The sequence below is a fragment of the Pseudomonas sp. EGD-AK9 genome (genome assembly GCF_000465935.2).
Classification (GTDB): Bacteria; Pseudomonadota; Gammaproteobacteria; order Pseudomonadales; family Pseudomonadaceae; genus Aquipseudomonas.
The window spans coordinates 1-5,633 of record NZ_AVOF01000214.1 but is presented as its reverse complement, the minus strand read 5'-3'; the positions used below and the strand labels follow the sequence as shown (position 1 = coordinate 5,633).

At 65.8% G+C, this 5,633-nt stretch carries 2 protein-coding genes and 1 pseudogene; 1 reads left to right on the top strand and 2 read right to left on the bottom strand.

Annotation, left to right across the window (positions count from 1 at the left end; all coding sequences use genetic code 11):
* A pseudogene (locus N878_RS11250) lies at positions 1-684 on the bottom strand (two-component sensor histidine kinase); the annotation flags it as partial.
* Positions 681-1,406, bottom strand: a complete 726-nt coding sequence (locus N878_RS11245; RefSeq protein ID WP_021443754.1) for a response regulator — start codon at positions 1,404-1,406, stop codon at positions 681-683. The gene N878_RS11245 and the pseudogene N878_RS11250, both read right to left, overlap by 4 nt.
* A 729-nt stretch (positions 1,407-2,135) precedes the next feature.
* Between N878_RS11245 and N878_RS11240 the strand changes: the two genes are divergently transcribed.
* Entirely contained in the window at positions 2,136-5,039 is a 2,904-nt protein-coding gene (locus tag N878_RS11240) for a ribonucleoside-diphosphate reductase subunit alpha (RefSeq protein WP_021443753.1), read from the top strand.
* The last annotated feature ends 594 nt before the right edge of the window (positions 5,040-5,633 follow it).

Below are 5,633 nucleotides of genomic sequence, written 5' to 3'. Positions count from 1 at the left end.
GTTCATCTGGTACAGCGGGCCGATCTCCAGCACCCAGGGCGTATCGACTATGCCGGAGAACACGTGGATGGAGTCGCCGCCCTTGCCGAGGGCCATCACCGTGTCGCCCTCGTCGATGCGGCGACGCTGGTCGAGGTCGAGGCCGGCGTCCTGCAGGCGCACCAGGCGCAGGTCGAAGCCGAACTGCTTGGCCGCCTTCAGCTCGGCCAGGCGCCTGGGCTGCTCGTCCACCGGGTGGCGGATCAGCTCGTCGATCAGCAGGTAGTTGGTGGCGCGCGCCAGCTGCTCGCTGATCTGCTGGATCTCGCCGGTCAGCAGCAGCGGCTCGTGCTCGCTGAGCAGGCCGTGGACCTTGGCCGAGTGCGGCCCGGTCTGCTGCACCAGGATCTGCCCGCGCTGCAGGCGGTTGCGCGCGCTGCTGTCGAGCTGCGCCTGATCCAGGCTCTGCAGGCTGAGCGGGATGCCGAGCAGGCGCGACCACACCGCCAGGGCGCGCTTGCGCTCCACCTCGTTCATCGGCGCCAGGTTGTCCGCCATCAGGCGGAAGGTGCCGCGCGCCAGGCCCTCGCGGTACTGGTCGGCGCGCACCTCGTTGACCAGGTGCAGGGTGCCGACGCCGAGCAGCGCCACCAGCACCAGGGCGGCCAGCATGCCGCCGTAGATGCGCAGGAAGATGGAGTTCATGCCATGGCCTGCGCCGCCTCGGCGACGAACAGGTAGCCCTTGCTGCGTACCGTCTTGATCAGCCGCGGGTGCATCGGGTCGTCGCCGATCTTCGGCCGGATGCGCGAGATGCGCACGTCGATGGAGCGGTCCTGGCCGTCGTACTCGATGCCGCGCAGGGCGGTGAAGATTTCCTCGCGCGAGAGGATGCGCCCGGCGTTGACCGCCAGCAGCCAGAGCAGGTCGAACTCGGCGCTGGTCAGCTCGATGCCCTGCTCGCCCAGCCAGGCCTCGCGCATGGCGTTGTCGATGGCCAGCGGGCCGAACTGCAGGCGCCGCGGCTCGCCCTCGTCGCGCTCGGCCTCGACGCCCTCGCGACGCCGCAGCAGGGCGCGAATGCGCGCCAGCAGCACGCGCGGGCGCACCGGCTTGCACACGTAGTCGTCGGCGCCCATCTCCAGGCCCAGCACCTGGTCCATGTCGTCGGTGCGCGCGGTGAGCATCAGGATCGGCCCCGGGTAGCCGGCGCGCACCTTGCGGCAGATGCTCAGGCCGTCCTCGCCGGGCAGCATCAGGTCGAGGATCACCAGGTCCGGCTGCTCGGCGAGAATCCGCGCCGCCGCCAGGGCGCCGTCGGCCTCGACGGCCACGCGCAGGCCGTTGCCTTCGAGGTATTCACGGGTCAACTGCGCCAGGCGCTGGTCGTCCTCGACAATCAGGATCTGCCACGCTTCTTGTTCCACGCCCTCATCCTCTCTCGACTGCCGCGACCGGAAAATGCCGGCATTGTAACAACCGCCCAGGCACTGCACAGCTCATGCCATCAAGCTGCAATAACACTAGATGTAGTGTTAACCTGCGACCCCTTCGGCACCCTCGCAATACCCGCGAGACGCCCTCGCCGGCAACGACGAACGGTCAGAGCCAGGCAGCATGGGGGCTCGCCCGGATGCCGCGCGATTCACCCACAAAACACCCACAAGTTATCCACAGGATGTTCTTGCCCAGCCTCCTTGCATTGCCGCAAACAGCGCACTATCTTGTATCCCCATCGCTCAGCACCCACCAGATGTTGGGTTAACACGGGCCACCGAACACAAGAAGAACGACTCGCGCAAGCCCTTTTCCCAGGCTTGTCCCGGTGTGTCGACCAGCTGTTTATACGCGCGTCCCGGCGGTGCCGGGGCGCAGCCGCAGAGCCGCACCCCGGTGCCTCTGCGTGCCGGTCAGGCCGCGGCCAACGCTGCAAGCCGACCACTATATCTAGTAGGCGGGGTGCAGCACTGCCCCACCGAGACTTTTGCGCCAGGACGGCACTCCAAATCGTGCCCATCCTGACCGCTTTGCAAGTCGCCCGCCTCCGGCCCCGTGCCGCATGCGGTGCAGTTGTTGAAATGGAATGAACGGTGGACATGGCACGGCATCTACTGCTGTGGCGTCCAACAAACAAATGACAGAACACGGAGATCCCCATGCATACCGACACTTCTCGCGAGAACTCGCCGGCCAGCGTGCCGCAGGGCGCCGATTCCACCCCGGATCTGGCCGCCACCGCGCCCGGCCAGCTGCGCGTGATCAAGCGTAACGGCACCGTCGTCCCCTACACCGACGACAAGATCACCGTGGCCATCACCAAGGCGTTCCTCGCAGTGGAAGGCGGCACCGCCGCCGCCTCGTCGCGTATCCATGACACCGTCGCGCGCCTGACCGAGCAGGTCACCGCCACCTTCAAGCGCCGCATGCCGTCCGGCGGCACCATCCATATCGAAGAGATCCAGGACCAGGTCGAACTGGCCCTGATGCGCGCCGGCGAGCAGAAGGTCGCCCGCGACTACGTGATCTACCGCGAAGCCCAGGCCGCCAAGCGCAAGGCCGGCGCCAGCGAGATCGCCCAGCCGCACCCGAGCATCCGCATCACCGCCGCAGACGGCAGCCTGCAGCCGCTGGACATGGGCCGCCTGCAGACCATCATCAGCGAAGCCTGCGAAGGCCTGGCCGAAGTCGACGGCGCGTTGATCGAGCGCGAAACCCTGAAGAACCTCTACGACGGCGTCAATGAGAAGGACGTCAACACCGCCCTGGTGATGACCGCCCGTACCCTGGTGGAGCGCGAGCCAAACTACAGCTACGTCACCGCCCGCCTGCTGATGGACAACATCCGCGCCGAAGGCCTGAGCTTCCTCGGCGTGGCCGCCAGCGCCACCCACCACGAAATGGCCGAGCTGTACGCCAAGGCGCTGCCCGCCTACGTGGAAAAGGGCGTGGAGTTCGAGCTGATCGACGCCAAGCTCAAGGGCTACGACCTGGCCAAGCTGGGCGCCGCGATCAACCACGAGCGCGACCAGCAGTTCACCTACCTGGGCCTGCAGACCCTGTACGACCGTTACTTCATCCACAAGGACGGCGTGCGTTTCGAGCTGCCGCAGATCTTCTTTATGCGCGTGGCCATGGGCCTGGCCATCGAAGAGCCGAAGAACCGCGAAGACCGCGCCATCGAGTTCTACAACCTGCTGTCCTCGTTCGACTACATGGCGTCCACCCCGACCCTGTTCAACGCCGGCACCCTGCGTCCGCAACTGTCGTCCTGCTACCTGACCACCGTGCCGGACGACCTGTCGGGCATCTACAGCGCCATCCACGACAACGCCATGCTGAGCAAATTCGCCGGCGGCCTGGGCAACGACTGGACCCCGGTGCGCGCGCTGGGCTCCTACATCAAGGGCACCAACGGCAAATCCCAGGGCGTCGTGCCCTTCCTCAAGGTGGTCAACGACACCGCCGTAGCGGTCAACCAGGGCGGCAAGCGCAAGGGCGCGGTGTGCGCCTACCTGGAAACCTGGCACATGGACATCGAGGAATTCCTCGAGCTGCGCAAGAACACCGGCGACGACCGCCGCCGCACCCACGACATGAACACCGCCAACTGGATTCCCGACCTGTTCATGAAGCGCGTGTTCGACGACGGCCCCTGGACCCTGTTCAGCCCGAGCGAAGTGCCGGACCTGCACGACCTCACCGGCAAGGCCTTCGAGGAGCGCTACGAGTACTACGAAGCCCTCTGCGAGTACGGCAAGATCAAGCTGTTCAAGACCATCGCCGCCAAGGACCTGTGGCGCAAGATGCTCTCGATGCTGTTCGAGACCGGCCACCCCTGGCTGACCTTCAAGGACCCATGCAACCTGCGCAGCCCGCAGCAGCACGTGGGCGTGGTGCACAGCTCCAACCTGTGCACCGAGATCACCCTGAACACCAACAAGGACGAGATCGCCGTGTGCAACCTGGGTTCGGTGAACCTGGTCAACCACATCGTCGACGGCAAGCTGGACACCGCCAAGCTGGAGAAAACCGTCAAGACCGCTGTACGCATGCTCGATAACGTCATCGACATCAACTACTACAGCGTGCCGCAGGCGCAGAACTCCAACTTCAAGCACCGCCCGGTCGGCCTGGGCATCATGGGCTTCCAGGACGCGCTGTACCTGCAGCACATCCCCTACGGTTCCGATGCCGCCGTCGACTTCGCCGACAAGTCCATGGAGGCGGTCAGCTACTACGCCATCCAGGCTTCCTGCGACCTGGCCGACGAGCGCGGCGCCTACTCCACCTTCGACGGTTCGCTGTGGAGCAAGGGCATCCTGCCGCTGGACTCGCAGCAGATCCTGATCGAGGCCCGCGGCCAGAAGTACATCGACGTCGACCTGACCGAGTCGCTGGACTGGGCGCCGGTGCGCGAGCGCGTGCAGAAAGGCATCCGCAACTCCAACATCATGGCCATCGCGCCGACCGCGACCATCGCCAACATCACCGGCGTGTCGCAGTCGATCGAGCCGACCTACCAGAACCTCTACGTGAAGTCGAACCTCTCCGGCGAGTTCACCGTGATCAACCCCTACCTGGTGCGCGACCTGAAGAACCGCGGCCTGTGGGACAGCGTCATGGTCAACGACCTGAAGTACTACGACGGCTCCGTGCAGCAGATCGAGCGCATCCCGCAGGACCTCAAGGACCTCTACGCCACCGCCTTCGAAGTGGAGACCAAGTGGATCGTCGACGCCGCCAGCCGCCGCCAGAAGTGGATCGACCAGGCCCAGTCGCTGAACCTGTACATCGCCGGCGCCAGCGGCAAGAAGCTGGACGTGACCTACCGCATGGCCTGGTACCGTGGCCTGAAGACCACCTACTACCTCCGTGCCCTGGCCGCCACCAGCACCGAGAAGTCCACCATCAACACCGGCAAGCTCAACGCGGTGTCCAGCGGTGGCGACAGCGGCCTTAGCGCCGCACCGGCCAAGGCCCCGGAGCAAGCCGCTCCGGCGCCGGCCCCGGTACCCAAGGCCTGTGCCATCGACGAGCCGGACTGCGAGGCGTGCCAGTAAGCGCACGCATCTGAGCGGCGCCCGCGTCGTTGCCTGGCAGGTCGGCCCCCATCACGTACAGTCGTACGCTCAGGGGCTCCGACCTACCAGGCGCCTAGCGCTCACTCGCTCAGCTACGCGCTCGACCGTCGAGCCCAAAGCACAGATCCAAAGCAACACACCTCTCCCGCTTGCGGGAGAGGGTTAGGGAGAGGAAAAAGCTATTCTATTGCGCCCTGTAGGAGCGGCTTCAGCCACGAATCTCGCGGAACGACCCGCGGCTACAGCAACCAGAACAGCCCCTCCCCAAGCATTCCCGCCCCTTCTCCCCACCGGGTCGAGGGGCACCGGCCAGAGCGGCAGGCCACCCGCCGCCGCCCTGACCAGCGGTACCCGTTTTGCCCTTGCGCGCTGTACGCAACGGAACATAATCAAAACATCTGTATATCCATACAGGCCGGCCTTTCACCGGCCCTCACGCAGGAGCCAAGCCATGCTGAGCTGGGATGAATTCGACAAGGAAGACGGCGCCGAAGCAGCCGCCGCAAGCAAGCACAACCCGCAGGTCGCGGACATGAGCCTCGACAAGCTCGACCAGGCCGGCGACGCCGCCGC